Source organism: Nonomuraea sp. NPDC050451, assembly GCF_044458585.1.
On the sequence record NZ_JBITHZ010000005.1, the window covers coordinates 289141 to 303821 of the forward strand.

The window sequence follows — 14681 nt, forward strand, 5'->3', positions numbered from 1 at the left end:
TTTAGGCCTACCGCGGCGGCCGCCAGCTCCCCGCGTGGCGGGTCGGGCGCCGCCCCGACGACCTGCTGGACGGACCCGAGGCGGCCGACGTCCTGGAGATCGAATACGCGACCACCCGCCGGAGCCGTCCCCGGGTCGTGTCACGCGGGGCGCGAGGTCCGCCCTCCCAGCGGGCGCTCGCCGCTTGAGCGCCACCGGCCGCCGCCGGACCGAGCGCGAGGAGCTCGCCCGCGCCCGGCATCACCGTGTCTCGTGAGGCACTACGCAGTCGAAGGACGGCTGCCCGCGACGGATGCGGTTTGCGGAGTGCCACACTGGCGGCGGAGCGTGCTCGGCGCCCGGCGCGCCAACTCCAGCAAGCACCAAGGAAGGTAAATAGCTGGCGCGAGCTCGTGGCGGAGGCGCTGAGTGAGAGCCGACGGCTGAGCCGCCGGCTCGCTGGGCGAGTGGTTATCAGTACCAGTCGTCGTCGTACCAGTGATGACGGCGACGCCAGCGGTAGCGATAGCGGTAGCGACGGCGGCGCCGTCGGCGCCAGGGCGGCTGATGGCTCTGGAAGCCAGTCATCGAGAGCTCTGTGAAAGCCATAACTCCTCCCCCGTTGGACTGGCCGACAGTTACATAATTCAGACGCTAGCATCCGAATCCCGACAAATCACCACACATCCCGGACACTCAAAGAAATTTGACGGATAAAAGCAGTCGAGAAAGGCATTGCCGCACGCCTGTTAAATAGGCCGGAAAATCAGTAAACCCCCTAGAGGAGGCAACACAGCCGCCAAAGGTGCTCCTTGGGACTGGTTCCAAGGAGACTGTTGCATAGGCATGGCCTGCCGTTCCCTCACCTCCGCCAACAAGACCCCGGCACCAAACCCATTTGCCGGTAAGCAGCAGCGGCATTTGACGGTCAGTTTGGACAGCGCTTAGGGACCGGAAATATCGGTGAGAAATAGCAGCGCCAAGCCGCCATCATCATTACCTCTGTGATCAAGCCGGCCGGCCGTCAGGCCGCGCCAGGGGTCGGGGTCGTCGAGGGCGTCGTCGACGATCCGAGCCAGCTCCGGTCGAGTTCGGCGAGCGGCTGGACGCGGCGCTGGCCGCCCGCACCATCGACGCACTGCCCCGCTCATCACCGATCTGGTCGCGGTCCCGTCAATCAACTGCCGCTTGCTGAACAACGACGGCCGCCCCGCCCGCTTCGGCGCCGGCAGCAGCGGCTCCAGCGCCACCCACTGCGCATCGGTCAGGTCGAACCGCCTCGTCACCGCTGAAGTGGCCACGAGGTCTCCGGCTATTCGGTTTGTCTTGGTCGACCAACCACCTACCGGAGACCTCTCTCGTTGTCGATCTACGACACGCTCCGCCCCGCCGGGTCAACACCGACCCACGGCGGACTTTGATACACACCCTAGAGCCCTACCTCGGCCATGCCTCTACCAGGACCGCCCAGCTCTACACCCTGCTCGCCGACGTCGATGTCCGCGCCGCCTGACGCCGCCGCGACCGCGCCGGCCATCGCCGGCACGAGGGCGGCGATGGCACAGGACTTGGATCATGCCCGCCCGGCGTCGCTTGCGACCGGCTCGGCGGCGGCTGCGTTGGGCAGGAACAGCGTCCCGAGCGCCAGGCCGATCAGCACGGCGACGATCGGCGCGCCGGTCCACAGCTCGGGCACGGCAGGCAGGCCACCCCCTGTGGCCGAGGCGACCCCGATGTACAGCGACCAGGTGGCGAAGGCCGACAGCCCGGCGAAGGCCCAGTAGGCGGCGCGCCGCTCACCCGACGGCCGCAGCCGGCGGATCAGCAGGTCGCTCACGAGCCCGGCGACCACGAGCGACAGCAGGATCGGCAGGTTGCGGAAGCCCGTCTGGGCTGCCGGCATGAGCGCCATGACCGTGTACATGACGGTCACCGAGCCGAACGGCAACCGCCAGCGGCGCAGCAGGAACAGCACCGGGCTGAGTATGACGACGTTGGTGACGACCATCGCGACGGCCACTCGATCGGCGGGCGGGGCGACAGGTCTGGGACCGGCGCCCTGCGGCGCGGCGCCGGAGTCCTGCGCCATGGACAACGCCTGGACGATTGCCTGGGGCCGGTACTTCAAGGCGTCGCCGTACGACAGGAACAGCAACACCAGCGTGGTGGCGAACGCGAGCCCGAGCAGCGCAGGCAGCAGGCGGCCGAGCGAGGGCCGGGCGCCGACATCGGGGGCGCTCCACGCCGAGCGCAGCGGTGTCGTGATGATGAGCATCATCGTCACGACGAGGCCGAGGTGTGACGGGCTGAAAAAGATGTCGATGGTCGTCTCGATGCCGAGGACAGTGCGCCACATCATGTCGACGAATCCGAAGGCGGCGAATGCGGGAATCGCTACCAGCCCGGCGAGATAGCCGGTGGGGACGGCCGCCAGTCCCTGCCGGCCGGCGCGCACGTTGCTCCACACCTGCCAGATGATCCAGCCGGAGACCACGACGAAGCCGGAATAGAACACCGCGTGCCACGGGGTGAAGAACGTCTCCAGCTCCGCCAGGTTGCCGTGCGCCCAGGCGTCGATCATCAGCCCGATCCCGAACCAGATCCCGAGCAGCGCCGTCACCAGGTCTGTCCTGGGGGACACCCATCCGCGGTGCTCCCCCGTGTCCGCCATGAAACGCCGGATGCCGGCGGCGTCAGATGCCACTTCGTGATCCCTTTCCGTCGATCAAATCGATTCATTCAGCCGCTGGTGAGGCGGATGAGGTCTCTGCGGGTTGTGCGGGCCTCGGTCCGCTGAGCGCAGCCCTGAGCTGCGCCGATCAGGCTGTTTCTGCGCTGAGGGTCTGTGCCACGGGCCGTCGGGCCGCCAGGCGTGCGGGCAGGGCGGTGAGTGCCGCTGTTGCCAGGAGAGTCGCGAGTACGGCGCCGAGCACCCAGGAGGAGGGGGGTGCCGCCGAATTCCTGGCGGCGAAGAGCGAGAGCAGGCCGCTGCCCAGAGGGACGCCGGCGAGGGCGCCGGGCAGGCTGGGCAGGAGCTGGGCGGCGGACAGGCCCGCGGAGATCTGTCCGGGGGTGGCGCCGAGGGTGCGGGCGATGGCCATGTTCGCCTGGGCCTCTATGGCTGTGGTCCAGGTGAAGGTGATGGTGTTCACGATGGCGAGTGCGATCAGCAGGATGGTGACGGCGAGCATCAGTTGGCGGTCGTGTTCGCCTCGCAGGTTGGGCAGGGCGGAGGAGCCGTTCAGGCCGTAGCCTCTCTCCGGCTGGGCGTAGAGGGTCAGCAGGGCGACCATCGTGATCACTGTGGTGGCGGTGGAGCACGCCTGCAGCACGGCGCGGCCCGGCCTGCGGGCGGTCAGGCGCAGCCCGAGCAGCAGCGGGGTGGGCAGCAGCGCGGACAACGCGGTCAGCCAGGGTCGGTGACGGGGCTGGTGGGCGGTGGCGGACAAGGCCGTGACGGTCGCGGTGCGCAGGGCCCGCAGTGTGGGGCGCAGGGTGGACAGCGCCGCCACCGCGACGGCGAGGACGGTCGTCGCGGCGATGGTGGCGCCGGTCGGTCCGGCGACGTCGCCGATCCGGCTGGCGGTGGGGCTGGCGATGGCCGGCTCGGCCAGGCGGGCGAGCGCCAGCCCCACCGCGTCGCCGACCAGCGCCAGCGCCAGGTACTCGGTGAGCAGGACGGCGGCGATCAGCCCCGGGGTGGCGCCGACCGCCTTGAGCAGCCCCGCCCGGCGCGTCTGCTCGACGGCGCGTCCCGCGGCCAGCGCCGCCACTCCCGTGATGGCCAGGAAGCTGAGCAGCCAGCTGCCGACGACCAGGATCGGCTGGCTGTTCCTGAGGATGACCAGGTCCTGTTGCGCAGTGAACTGCCAGGAGTGGAGGTTGACCCTGAAGGTGGGCACGCGGCGGGCATCGATGAAGGCCTCGGTGGCGGCGGGGTCGCGCAGCTTGAGATCCGTGGCCAAGGTCACCGGGAGATCGTGGGACGAAGCCAGTGCCCGGGCATCGGATCGGGTCATCCAGGCCAGGCCGCTGTAGTCGCTGGGGCCGCCGCCCGGGCCGATCTGCGCCGCCCACGGGTAGATGGAGGTGGCCGCGGTGACGGCGATCCCGACGACGGGATAGGACCGGCCGGCGATGGTGACGCGGTCGCCGACGCCGACGCCCAGCGCGGTGGCGAAACCGCGTTCGAGGACCGTGCCGCCGGAGCGTACCCAATGGCCCGAGGTCACCAGCGGCCGGTTGACCGCGCCGGGCGTCTCGGCGAAGCCCTGCACCACCACAGGGGACGAGAGGGAATCGCGCGTGGCCAGGTTGGCGTAGACGATGCGATAGGGGCCGTGGTGGGCCGCCACTTCGGGCTCGTTCGCCAGCGAGGCCAGGGCGGAGGTCGCGGCGGGGCCCGTCTCGCCGGACAGTGCCACCACGTCCGGCCCGGCGGTGGCCGCGCGGGTCTGCTCATACAGCGCGTCGCTCACGCCGGGCAGGGACAGCCCCAGCGCCAGGGTGGCGGTCGCGGCGGTCACCGCCAGCACGAGCATCGCCGCCTGAACCTGGTGCCGGCGCACATCGGCCAGGACCAGGCGGACGACGAGCACGATACGTCCCACGCCGTTCAGCCCTCCAACCCGATCAGGTCGCCCAGCCGCCCCGTGCCGGTCCCGGCCAGCCGGGTGTCGTCGACGAACATGCCATCACGCATCGAGACCAACCGGTCCGCGGTGGCCGCCACCCGCTCGTCATGCGTGACGATCACGAGAGTCTGGCCCGCCGAACGCAGCTCCTCGAAGATCCTCAGCACCTCGAGGGTCGCCGCGGTGTCGAGATTGCCCGTCGGCTCATCGGCCAGCACGAGCAGCGGGTCGTTGGCCAGCGCACGGGCGACGGCCACCCGCTGACGCTGCCCGCCCGACAACTGCGAAGGCAGATGCCGCGCACGGTCGGAAAGGCCGACCCGTTCCAGCAGCAGGCTCCCACGCCGCCTGGCCTCGCGCCGCGAACGCCCCGCCAGCAGCACCGGCAACTCCACGTTCTCGGCCGCCGACAACTCCTCCACCAGATGGAAAGCCTGAAAGACGAACCCCACCGACCGGCGCCGCAGCCGCGCCAGAGCCCGCTCACTCAGCGCGTCGATACGCCGCCCGGCCAGCCACACCTCCCCGCCAGTGGGCCGCTCCAGGCCACCCAGCAGGTGCAGCAGAGTCGATTTCCCGCAGCCACTGGGCCCCATCACCGCCAGCATCTGCCCCTGCGGCACCTCCAGATCGACCTCATCGACCGCGCGAACCCGGCTCTGCCCCTGACCATGATGCTTGACCAGGCCACGGGTCTGGATCACGGCGCTCTCCACGTACTCCCCCCTTCAGACCAGGCCACGTCACAGGCCGCCAGCCAGCGCAGGTCCGCCTGCAGCCGCAACACGACCCCTTCCAGCAACAGAGCGGCGCCCGAGCCCACCGGCTCGGCCAGCACCGCCTGCTGCGCCTCACGCAACCGGCGCAGCAACTCACGACGCTGCGCCGCCACCAGCTCCACCGGGTCGGCCAGCCGGCCCGCGGCGGCCGCGACAAGCTTGAGATGAAACTCCGCCAGATCCGGCTTCGGCCAGCCCACCTCGGCCAGCCAGGCGGCCACCCGCTGCTGCCCGGCCGGCGTCAGCGCATACACCTTGCGCTCCGGCCGCTCAGGCAGGCCATCGGCCCGCTCACAGACCACCAGCCCCGCCTTTTCCAGCCGGGCCAACGTCACATAGATCTGACCACGATTCATCGACTCACCCAGCGGCCCGAGACTCTGCCGCAGCCGGGCGTGCAGGTGGTACCCGTGCGACGGCTCCTTGGCGAGCATCGCCAGCACTGCGTCCTGCATGTCACCCCCTAACGGTTGGCCAATAGATAGCGGTTACCCATAGGTGGTGTCAAAACGCCGCATCTGGCGAGCTCCTGGACCCGTGCGCCGCCAAAGGGAAAAGCAGAGGTAGTGGACCCGCGTGAGAGGCTCCATGGGCCTCATGAGGTGGCCGCCGACTCGGTGCCGGGTCGGGTGAGGACCTCGGGCTGGTGGCCGGCCGGGTGGGTGCCGGAGGCGCGGATGGCGCCGGCACTGCTGTCGGTCGCCTGCGCCGGGTCGGCGTTCGCCGCCTCCGGCAGTTGGTCGCTGCCCGCAGATGTGGATCCCGCCGACCGGCACGTGGCCTCGATCGGCGGGATCCAGAACTTCGCGTCCGGCTTCGCCGCGATCATCAGGTTCGCGGTGCCGCGGTGGCGCTGCCGGACGCCTTACCTACGCGGTGATCCCGCGGAGGGTCGAGCCGATCAGTTGAAGCAGTCCTGCTTCTTCAGGGCGATGCCGTACTCCGTGACCTTGCCGTGCAGGACGGTGAAGGAGTAGTAGGCCTTGTTGTTGCCCGGCACCGTGGTCACCCAGAGGCCGTGCATGTCCTGCTTGATGTGCGGATAGGCCTTGTCCAGCTGCGACTTGGCCGTCCCGATCGCCACGCCTTCGGGGGTCTTGGCGGCCTTGGGCGCGAAGAAGGCGGCCACGCCCACCTTTGGCGAGATGTACAGGCCGACGGCGTTCTTGCCGGTCGGATACTTCTTCAGGTCCCAGCCCGAGCAGCCGTCGGCGCCGCCGTCGATCTTCTTGGTGACGCTGCCGGTCGCCCTGGCCTGCTTGAGCGACATGCCGAGCTTCAGCCCGCCGAAACCGTTCGGACCAAGAACCGGCTTGGTCTGGGCGAGGGCGGGGGTGGCGCCGAGCGTCAGGGTGGCGGCCACGGCGATCATGAGCTTCTTCATCATGGTTGGTATGACGATCACAAGGCGCCCCGGGTTCTGAGTAGACCCTACTCATGCGCGTCCCACGAGGTCACTTCATTCTGGCCGCATGCGCTTACTCACAGTGTTATTCCTGATCGCGCTCAGCCTGGTGGTGGTCAACACGCCCGCCGCTCAGGCCAGTACGGGCGTCACGCTCCGGCTCACGATCAACAAGATCCACCAGATCGAGAGCCCCGACAACGGCACGGGCAACTACTTCCCCGAGATCCGCATCGGGAACGGCGACCTGCAGCGCAGGGACGCGGTGGAGGACGACGACTTCGATCCCAGCGCGTTCGACCCTCCGTGGATCTTCACCCAGGACGTGCAGGTCCCGGACGACACCACCAAGGTGCCGATCCTCATCCGCCTCTGGGACGAGGACGGCGGCCTCAACGGCGGCGACGACAAGCTGGACATCAGCCCGCAGAACCAGGACGACGACCTCGAGCTCCAGTACGACATCGGCACCGACACCTGGACCGACCCCGGCGACCTGCTCACGCCGGGCCAGACCTACGTGGAGGGCGACGGCGACCCCAACTTCCCCAACGCGCACGACGGCAAGCGGGCGGGGATCGGCTTCAAGATCGAGCGGACCAGCGGCCCGCTGCCCGACGTCGACGGCGACGGCATCCCCGACGTCATCGAGCGCTTCGGCATCCGCAACCCCGACGACTCGATGAAGTACGACCTCAAGCAGATGGGCGCCAACCCCTGCCGCAAGACGGTCATCGTGTGGATCGACTGGATGACCGGCGACGCCCAGCACAGCCACAGGCCCAAGGACGCCGCGCTCCAGGAGCTCAGGCGCGCCTTCGAGGACGGCCCGGTCAGGGCCACCCAGCCCTGCCCCTACGGCGTCCCGCTGGACGACGGGGTGGACTTCATCCCCATGGTCGGCACGGGCATTCCGGAACAGGCCGTGATGACGGAGAAGGACACCGCCTTCGCCAACGCCAGGACGGCCAACCTGCCCAAGGAGCTGGCGCCGTACGCGCACTACACGATCTTCGCCCACGACCTCACCGCCGGCAGCATGGTCTCCGGCCAGTGCTGCGACCCCAAGCGCGGCAACCGCGACTTCATCGTCACGCTCGGCGAGTGGCGTACGTGGTGCGTCGACGGGGGCCCGAACGGCACGGTGGACTCCGCCGTGGTGGGGGACGACTTCCCCAAGGGCAACCTGATCGGCGTCGGCCCCGACCACACCTGCAACAGCAAGATCAAGAAGGGTTCCGACGACATCCAGCTGATGAAGGTGGGCAGCGGTCCGGACGTCGTCTTCTCCGGTACGGCCCGCGACCAGGCCGGCACGCTGATGCACGAGCTGGGACACGCGCTCGGGCTCTCCCACGGCGGCGACACCCGGACCAACTACAAGCCCAACTACCTCAGCATCATGAACTACGCCTACGAGCCGGCCGGCATCCCGACGGGCCTGGACCCGGCGCCCCGCCGCCTGGACTACTCCAAGGGCAAGATGCCGCAGCTCGACCGCGATCACCTCGACGAGAGCAAGGCCATCGGCCCCGGCGACGACTACACCCGCTGGAAGATCCCTGGCCAGCCGGAGCAGTACGGCCCGGTCGACCCGATCGTCGACTGGCTGGACTGGAACGTGAACGGGACGGAGGACCCGCCCACGATCGCGGCCGACATCAACTCCGAGGACGACGTGTGCGTCCTGGCGGGTACCAACAACACGATCGACTCCACCAGGATGGGCGACGACGTCCAGTTCAGCGACGCGATCATCCAGGGGCCCGACAACAAGTGCCAGTCGACGCCGAAGGCGGGCAGCGACGACAAGAGCCGCGACCCGATCCTCACCGACTACGACGACTGGGGACACCTGAAGCTCGACGTCTCCAAGCCCGGCGCGGGCGTGGAGTCCGGCCGTGAGATCGACTTCGTGACCGCGGCCAGGATCGAGGCCGGTTTCCAGGACTTCTACACGCCCGACCTGGCCACCACCAAGACCGTCGACAAGGAGTCGGCCGAGCCCGGCGACACCCTCACCTACACGGTCAAGGTGGACAACGTCGGCAAGGGCGGGGCGGAGTCCGTCAAGCTCACCGACACGCTGCCCGACGGCACCTCCGTCACCCGCGACCTGCCCGACCTGGCCGCCGGGGCGAGCCGCAGCGAGACCTTCACCTATGCGATCCCGTGCGCGGCCGACGACGCCGCCACGGTCACCAACTCCGCCACCGTCGAGGGCAAGAACGCGGCAGGTGGCGCGGAGGAGGACACTTCCGACAACACCGGCAAGGCCTCGACCGCGGTCAAGGCGCCGAAGCTCACCCTGACGGCGAGCGCGACGCCCACCGCCGGCGCGGCCGAGGCGGTGACGACCACGCTGACGGTGAAGAACACCGGAGGCGCGAGCGCCACCGGCGCCAAGCTCACCTACAAGCTGCCGCCCGAGGTGTACTACAGCACGGCCCTCGACAAGGGCATGGGCCCCAAGCCGAGTGCGGTCGACGGCGGCACGCTGACCTGGAACCTGGGCACGCTGGCGGCCGGTTCGACCACGACCGTGGCCTTCAGCAGCCGTTCCAGCCTGCTCGTGGTGGGCGGGACCGTCCTGACCGGGCAGTCCCAGGTCTCCTACGGCAACGCCAACGGCTGCTCCTACACCCCGGCCACGGCAACCTCCACCAGCACCGTGACCGAGACCGCGCCGAGCAGGGACCCGCGCCCGCAGGGCATCTGGCTGGCCTTCCCCTCGATGCGGACATCGGAGCTGCTGGCCAGGGTCCAGGCCACCGACACCCGCTTCGACGGGATCGACGGCTCGACGCCCGACGGCCTGCTGTCCCAGCAGGAGGTGGCGGCCGGGTTCACGCTGCCGCTGCTGCCGCCGCGCAACCTCCGCGCCCAGCTGCTGACCACGTACTTCAACCTGGGCAGCCGGCGGATCAACGCGGCGACGGCCGTTCGCACGGTCACGATCGAGCGGCTGCACCTGCACACCGTCGGCGAGGCCGCCAAGCACGGGCAGAAGACCCTCGCCGACCCCAGTCTCATCGGGCTCACGGACGCGATGGTGGCCCTCGTCGAGATCAACACGGGGATCGCCGAGCGATACTGACCCTTATGGAGTTTCAAGAGGTGGTACGGCGGCGCCGCATGGTCCGGAACTACGACCCGGACCGTGCGGTGCCCGCCGCTGTGGTCGACCGGATCCTCGGCAACGCGCTGCACGCGCCCTCTGCCGGGTTCAGCCAGGGCTGGGCGTTCCTGGTGCTGGAGGATCCGGCCGACCGCGAGCGGTTCTGGGAGGCGTCCACCGACGACTCCGAGTGGGGGGTGGGGCTGCGGCGGGCGCCGCTGCTCATCGTCGCCCTGTCGCACAAGCAGGCCTACCTCGACCGGTACGCCGAGCGCGACAAGGGCTGGGAGGACAGGGACGAGTCCCGCTGGCCGGTGCCGTACTGGGACATCGACACCGGGTTCGCCTCGCTGCTGATGCTCCTGACCGCTGTCGACGAGGGGCTGGGCGCCTGCTTCTTCGGGATCCCGCCGGGCGAGCGGACGACGGCGTTCAAGGAGGCCTTCGGGGTGCCCGAGGCGTACACGCCGATCGGGGTGATCAGCATGGGATACCGGGCGCAGGACAAGCGCTCGCCGTCGCTGAAGCGCGGCAGGAGGCCGCTGGAGGAGGTCGTGCACCGCGGCTCGTGGAGCGGTCGGCGCTAGGAACCGGCGCGCCCGCCGTCGCGTCGACGGGCAACGCCTCCGTCAAGGTGAGGGACGTGCAGAAGGCGATGGAGGCCTTGGTGAAGTCAGGCCACGTGGTGGGCGCCATCGGCGAGGTGTACGTGAACGGCGGACGGGCCGGGAAGGGGTCGGCCGGGTCCCGCCCGCTCGACGGCAAGGGCGGCGCGATCCCCTCCACCGCGCGCGACGTCAGCGCTTTCCAACGCGCGTTCGTTCAGGGCAAGCTGCTGCCGGACTCCCTGAGCAAAGTGATCATCGACCCGGCGCCCGTCAACCAAGCCCTCATATCGGTGAGCCCTAGCGAACCCCGCTGTTGGCGAAGCGCTCGGTCAGTTCCTTCGCCCTGCGGTGATCGTACGGTGCGCAGAGCCGTTCGGCCGTCCTCATGGCCTGTTCCGCGGCTTTCCTCGCGGCCTTCCCCCGTCCCCCGTGGGCCAGGACGAGGGCGCGGGCCCAGCCGATGCGGGCCGCGGCGCCGGGGTGGCGGGACTGGAACCCGGCCAGGTGCCGGTCGAGCCGACGCGCCGTGGCGGCGTCCGGGGGCAGGGACACGAGCAGTTCGGCCAGGCCGGACCAGCACTCCAGCATGCCGCGCCGGCCCGCCGGCAGGCGGGCGGCCAGTTCCAGCACCGTGGTCAGCGCCTGCCCCGGGCCGATCCGCCCGAGGCGGGCCGCGGCCGTGAGCAGGCGCATCTCCTGGATCACCGGCATGACGGTGCCGTCACGCAGGCCGAGTCGCTGCTCGTGGGAGCGGCGGCGGTCGGTCGAGGCGCGGGCCGCCGCCAGCACCTGCCCGATCCGCTCCGCGCTCGTCCCGTCGATCCGCAGCAGCGCCTCGGCCTGGCCGATCAGGCACCAGTGGCGGCCGATGTCGTCGCCGCCCACCCGCCTGGCCGCCTGCTCCGCCGTGTCGGCGAACAGCTCCGCCGCCTGCTCGAAGTCGCCGCGCCACAGGGCCGTCTCGGCGAGCATCCCCGCGCAGTTCTCCGCCACCCGGGGGTCGACCGTCCTGGCCCGGCACTCGGCGAACGAGGCGCGCGACGCCTCGAAGTCCCCGGCCGCGAGCAGATCCAGGCCCCTGGCCAGGCGGGCGCGGCTCGCCGGCTCGGTCGGGTGGTCGAGGTCGCTCAGCGATCGATCGGCGAGGGCGCCGTAGCGGGTGGCCAGGCGATGTCGTCCGGCGAGGCGGGCGATGGTGGCGAAGTTCGCGTACGCCTCCGCGCGCAGGGCCGGGTCCGGCGTCCGGTCGGCGGCGTTGAGCTGGCGTAACGAGGCGGCCAGCATGGTGAGCAGGTCCTGCTGGTGGTAGGCCAGCCGCGCCAGGAACGTCAGCGCCTGCGCCGCCTCGGCCTGTGTCGAGGCGCCTGGGCGACGGATCGGCAGGGCGCGGTGGAGGAGCTGGCGGGCGGCGGCCGTCAGGGCGGCGGCGGCGAGGCCGGGGCGGGACGTCGGGAGCGGCTCGCCTATCGTGTCGAGCGCTGCCCTGGCCAGGCGGGTGGACTCGCGCTCCCTGGCCAGCTGGTGCTCGCTCACGCCCGCCATCCGCAACCACCGCGCCCGAAGATAAGGGGCCTCGCGCGTACGGGCGAGGTGCCGCAGGACGACGGCGCCGGACTCCTCGTACAGACGTAGCCGCAGGCACAACACCCAGTAGCGGTCGAGGAAGCCGGGCCGGCCGGACACCGCCCAGGCCAGCCGGATGTTGTCCATCTCCACCCCCAGCACGCGCGTGACCTCGGTGTTGGAGGCGTCCTGCAGGGCGGCGGCGTACCGGTCGAGCAGGTAGCCGAAGTGGGCGGCGTGCCGTTCCCGCACCGCGCGGCGCTCCCGGGGGTTCAGGTGACCGGCGGCGAACTGCCGGATGAGGGGGTGCAGGACATAGCGGCCGGACGGGGTGAGCTGGATCATGCTGTGATCCACCAGGTGGACCAGCACGCGCGGCGTGGTCCTGGCCACCTCCAGCGCGGCACGCAGCGTGCAGCCGCCGCTGAACACCGACAACGCCGCCAGCGCCGCTCGCCCGGCCGGGTCGAGCAGCCGCCAGGAGGTCTCGAAGACCGTACGCATGCAGGCGTGCCGCGGCCGGGCGGCCGGCCCGTCGGCGGACAGCAGGCCGGCGTCCACGCCGAGACGCTGGGCCAGTTCGGCGAGCGGCACCGCGCGCAGCAGGCCGGCCGCCAGCTCGATGGCCAGGGGCAGGCCGCCGATGGCGGCGCAGATCGCGGCGACGGGGACGGCGTGCGGGCCGGGGTCGAACGCCGGTTGCGCCCGTACGGCCCTGGACGCGAACAACGCCTCAGCCTCCGGGCCCGGCAGGCCCGCCACCTCGAACGTCACCTGTCCGGGCACGTCCAGGCGGCGTCTGCTGGTCGCGAGGATCCTCACCCCCGAAGCGGTGCGGATGATCCGGGCGATCACCGGGTCGATGGCCGGCAGGTGTTCGAGGTTGTCCAGCACGAGGAGCTGCTCGCGGCCGGACAGGGCTGCCAGCAGCAGGTCAAGGGCAGGGCGCTGCGGGGAGAGGTCCACGCCGAGACGTCGCGCGAGCGTCGTGACGACCGCCTCCGGGTCTACCCCGGCGAAGGACACGAACGCGCACGACGACGCGGCGGCGGCGATGGCCAGGCGGGTCTTGCCGACGCCGCCGGGGCCGAGCAGGGTCACGAGGCGTTCGCGGGCCAGCAGCGCGCGCAGTTCGCGGATCTCCGTCTCCCGGCCGACGAGGTCGGTGCGGGGTACGGGCGGTGCGGCGCGGAACTTCCGGCCGACGACCGCTGTCTCCGGCGGTCGTACCGGGGTGACGAGCTGCCGGCGGACGGCCGCCGTCTCCGGCGCGGGCTCCACGCCCAGCTCCTCAGCCAGGCGCCGCCGCAGGCCGTCGTAGCAGGCCAGCGCCGCGCCCCGGTTCCCGCTCCGGGCCAGCGCCGTGATCAGCAGCCGGTGTGCCTCCTCGTCGTACGGATCCAGCCCGGCGACCAGCCGCGCCAGCCGTACGAACTGGTCGGGCGGCGCGGAGCCGGCCCGCAGCAGTAGTTCGCGCAGCAGCAGCCGGGTCCGCCCGCGCTCCGACTCCAGCCAGCCGCCGAACGCCGGGGCGTCGCAGAACCACACGCCGTCCATGAAGTCGCCGCGCCACAACCGCAGCGCCTCGGCCACGGTCGGCGTCTGGGCCAAGCGCCCGTGATCGACGAAGCAGCCGTCGCCGGCGCGGAAGCGTACGTGCTCGCGGGTGATGTCCAGCCACCCGCCCACCTCCTTGCGCAGCTCCGACAGCGCCAGGCGCAGACTGCCCCGGGCGTTGGCGTCGGGCCGCTCGCCCCACAACAACGCGGCCAGCTCCGAGCGCGGCCGCGGTCCCGGTGTGGCGGCGAGGTAGCAGAACAGGGCGCGCGTCTTGGCGGCGCGGATGCCCACCGGCCGCCCTCCGACGGCCAGCTCCGGCGGGCCGAGCAGCAGCAGGGTCAGCGACTCTCCCATAGACCCAGCACAGTAGGCGCGTCCCGGCCGCGCGGCTGTGTCGAAAGGCGTACATGGAACGTGCTCTGCGTCACTGACCTGGACGCTCACGATGCGCTCACGCTGCCTGCCCCACTCTGATGCCGCGTTCCGCGACAGGAGCGGAGCGCACGTCACAGCGTAGGAGAAAACAGGATGCGCACTCAGAAACTGATCCCCGCGCTCGCCCTGGCGACGGTCCTGGCCGTGCCGGCGGCGCTGGCCGCGGCCCCGGCCGCCGGCGCCACGGCCAGGGCCGCGACCTGCCGGGTGGAACTGGACTACCTCGACTCGAACTACGTGGACGAGTCCGACGGCGTAGACGAGATCCGTATCAACCTGGGCGGGATCATGTATCCCGCCGGCAACACCTGGGTCAGCATGTGGGCCGGCGCCCGCGCCTATACGGCTTCCTTCGGCAGCCCGAGCGCCACGATCAGCTCCGCCGGGTCGGCGCTCTTCAGCGTGCGCGAGGTCACCCCGCCGTGGGTCTCCAGCGGCACCAGCCTCGGTTCGATCAGGGCCGAGGGCTCGGTCTGCGCCACGCTCTCGACGGGGCAGACGGTCGGCCTGACGAAGACCATCACCGGCACGAACGACACCTTCTACTCCTACTACATCAGGCTCGTGATGACCGGCCTGTAGCCTCCCACGACGTCCCGA

Annotated in this window: 11 protein-coding genes; 3 read left to right on the forward strand and 8 right to left on the reverse strand. The window is 70.8% G+C overall.

What is annotated here, in order from left to right; genetic code table 11:
- Nucleotides 1-923: 923 nt before the first annotated feature.
- The 7 genes from ACIBI9_RS19850 to ACIBI9_RS19880 all read right to left on the reverse strand — a co-directional run bounded on the left by ACIBI9_RS19850 (nucleotide 924) and on the right by ACIBI9_RS19880 (nucleotide 6779).
- Nucleotides 924-1280 (reverse strand): transposase, encoded by a 357-nt coding sequence (locus ACIBI9_RS19850; RefSeq protein WP_397223597.1) that lies wholly within the window; start codon nucleotides 1278-1280, stop codon nucleotides 924-926.
- 272 nt (nucleotides 1281-1552) lie between these two features.
- Nucleotides 1553-2683 carry a hypothetical protein gene (locus ACIBI9_RS19855; RefSeq protein WP_397223598.1) on the reverse strand — a complete coding sequence of 377 codons (1131 nt, stop codon included), beginning with the start codon at nucleotides 2681-2683 and terminating at the stop codon, nucleotides 1553-1555.
- A gap of 115 nt (nucleotides 2684-2798) precedes the next feature.
- Nucleotides 2799-4589, reverse strand: coding sequence for an FtsX-like permease family protein (locus tag ACIBI9_RS19860; RefSeq protein WP_397223599.1), 1791 nt, complete (start codon nucleotides 4587-4589; stop codon nucleotides 2799-2801).
- A 5-nt stretch (nucleotides 4590-4594) separates the two neighbouring features.
- Entirely contained in the window at nucleotides 4595-5317 is a 723-nt protein-coding gene (locus tag ACIBI9_RS19865; RefSeq protein WP_397223600.1) for an ABC transporter ATP-binding protein, read from the reverse strand.
- Entirely contained in the window at nucleotides 5314-5847 is a 534-nt protein-coding gene (locus ACIBI9_RS19870; protein ID WP_397223601.1) for a PadR family transcriptional regulator, read from the reverse strand. The genes ACIBI9_RS19865 and ACIBI9_RS19870 overlap by 4 nt, the downstream gene beginning before the upstream one ends.
- 140 nt (nucleotides 5848-5987) lie before the next feature.
- Complete coding sequence (locus tag ACIBI9_RS19875) at nucleotides 5988-6221, reverse strand: hypothetical protein (protein WP_397223602.1); 234 nt, start codon at nucleotides 6219-6221, stop codon at nucleotides 5988-5990.
- A gap of 72 nt (nucleotides 6222-6293) precedes the next feature.
- Entirely contained in the window at nucleotides 6294-6779 is a 486-nt protein-coding gene (locus ACIBI9_RS19880) for a hypothetical protein (RefSeq protein ID WP_397223603.1), read from the reverse strand.
- 85 nt (nucleotides 6780-6864) lie between these two features.
- Between ACIBI9_RS19880 and ACIBI9_RS19885 the strand changes: the two genes are divergently transcribed.
- Nucleotides 6865-9894, forward strand: coding sequence for a CARDB domain-containing protein (locus ACIBI9_RS19885; RefSeq protein ID WP_397223604.1), 3030 nt, complete (start codon nucleotides 6865-6867; stop codon nucleotides 9892-9894).
- Nucleotides 9895-9899: 5 nt separating this feature from the next.
- The gene (locus ACIBI9_RS19890) at nucleotides 9900-10502 is read left to right on the forward strand and encodes a nitroreductase family protein (RefSeq protein ID WP_397223605.1); all 603 of its coding nucleotides are present in this window, start codon (nucleotides 9900-9902) and stop codon (nucleotides 10500-10502) included.
- Between the two features lie 318 nt (nucleotides 10503-10820).
- Here ACIBI9_RS19890 and ACIBI9_RS19895 read toward each other — a convergent pair whose 3' ends face one another.
- Nucleotides 10821-14000 carry an ATP-binding protein gene (locus ACIBI9_RS19895; protein WP_397223606.1) on the reverse strand — a complete coding sequence of 1060 codons (3180 nt, stop codon included), beginning with the start codon at nucleotides 13998-14000 and terminating at the stop codon, nucleotides 10821-10823.
- Between the two features lie 174 nt (nucleotides 14001-14174).
- On the opposite strand from ACIBI9_RS19895, the gene ACIBI9_RS19900 reads away from it, so the two are divergent.
- Nucleotides 14175-14663 carry a hypothetical protein gene (locus ACIBI9_RS19900; RefSeq protein ID WP_397223607.1) on the forward strand — a complete coding sequence of 163 codons (489 nt, stop codon included), beginning with the start codon at nucleotides 14175-14177 and terminating at the stop codon, nucleotides 14661-14663.
- Nucleotides 14664-14681 lie beyond the last annotated feature (18 nt).

Coding starts and splice junctions, on each gene's coding strand:
- ACIBI9_RS19885 (WP_397223604.1), top strand. CDS start 6,865: ATGCGCTTACTCACAGTGTTATTCCTGATCGCGCTCAGCCTGGTGGTG.
- ACIBI9_RS19895 (WP_397223606.1), bottom strand. CDS start 14,000: ATGGGAGAGTCGCTGACCCTGCTGCTGCTCGGCCCGCCGGAGCTGGCC.
- ACIBI9_RS19870 (WP_397223601.1), bottom strand. CDS start 5,847: ATGCAGGACGCAGTGCTGGCGATGCTCGCCAAGGAGCCGTCGCACGGG.
- ACIBI9_RS19875 (WP_397223602.1), bottom strand. CDS start 6,221: ATGATCGCGGCGAAGCCGGACGCGAAGTTCTGGATCCCGCCGATCGAG.
- ACIBI9_RS19880 (WP_397223603.1), bottom strand. CDS start 6,779: ATGATGAAGAAGCTCATGATCGCCGTGGCCGCCACCCTGACGCTCGGC.
- ACIBI9_RS19900 (WP_397223607.1), top strand. CDS start 14,175: ATGCGCACTCAGAAACTGATCCCCGCGCTCGCCCTGGCGACGGTCCTG.
- ACIBI9_RS19890 (WP_397223605.1), top strand. CDS start 9,900: ATGGAGTTTCAAGAGGTGGTACGGCGGCGCCGCATGGTCCGGAACTAC.